This window comes from Kordiimonas sediminis (genome assembly GCF_014656395.1).
Classification (GTDB): domain Bacteria; phylum Pseudomonadota; class Alphaproteobacteria; order Sphingomonadales; family Kordiimonadaceae; genus Kordiimonas_A; species Kordiimonas_A sediminis.
The window spans coordinates 1-887 of sequence record NZ_BNCI01000010.1 but is presented as its reverse complement, the minus strand read 5'-3'; the positions used below and the strand labels follow the sequence as shown (position 1 = coordinate 887).

At 47.7% G+C, this 887-nt stretch carries 2 protein-coding genes; both read right to left on the bottom strand.

Translation table 11 applies throughout. The features are described 5' to 3' along the window. Positions 1-58 precede the first annotated feature (58 nt). Positions 59-301 (bottom strand): helix-turn-helix transcriptional regulator, encoded by a 243-nt coding sequence (locus tag IE181_RS14545; RefSeq protein WP_191254342.1) that lies wholly within the window; start codon positions 299-301, stop codon positions 59-61. Between the two features lie 134 nt (positions 302-435). Further along, positions 436-887, bottom strand: a 452-nt coding sequence (locus IE181_RS14540) for a hypothetical protein (protein WP_191254341.1), incomplete at its 5' end; no start/stop codon positions are given.

Genomic DNA, 887 nt, shown 5'->3' with positions numbered 1-887 from the left:
GACGAGTAGTTCCAGTTTCGGGTGCAGTCTGGAACGGGTATCGGCAAAGATATCAGGTCTATGCATCATTGGCAGGCTCCCCGACAATCTCAGAAGTATTGGCGACAATCCGGCCTTCAATCCAGGCATTGATATCTTCTATCCGGTAACGGACGGACCGGCCCGATATTTTGACGAAGCGCGGGCCGCCGCCGCGTAAGCGCCAGCCCTGCAGGGTGCGAACGCTTTGGTTAAGGTATGCAGCGGCTTGCCGCTCGTTTAGTAAAGGCGCTGCCACTGCAGCGGTAGTTGAGTGTGACATAATATGACTCTTAGTTATGTGTTGCGACGCAGTAGTACGTCGTGACGTCATTAAATACTCAGGTCGGATATATGTCATTCGAAGCTACTGAGATTAATAGGGGGGTAAATACCCCCCTATTAATCTCAGTGAATTTACTTGCTTATAAGTTTGCGCATTTTGGATGCGATAGCGGTTGCTGGGATGTCAGGGGTAATAATTGCACACACGTCACGACAAAACAGAAAGGCGTCGGTGATGCCTTCGCCTTCATGTTCGTCATAAGTAAATTTACGCTCAAGAGTATCTTCCCAATAAGATTTGAGGTTTAAGATTAATGTTTCAACACTGACAAGGGTTGTCCGGCCTTTATTAATGGCAGGCTTGTATCTCGCCGCTTCCTCAGCATATTGGGCCAGTGATGCGGGTGATTGAATTGTTGTAGCGAAAGCTTCATCCCTCATGTATCCGCCGAAGCCATGTAAGGGTTTGGTTCGTTCAATTCTCACGTAAGCACTATAAAGGCGGGATGCTGAAACCTCATCAAGACTGTCAAGAGCTGTAGCAAGTTTTGAGGCTAATTTATGGACTTGTTTCAGCGTTGTTT

Bases quoted from the DNA above. Each gene is read 5' to 3' on its own strand.
- IE181_RS14545 (WP_191254342.1), bottom strand. From the start codon at position 301: ATGTCACACTCAACTACCGCTGCAGTGGCAGCGCCTTTACTAAACGAG.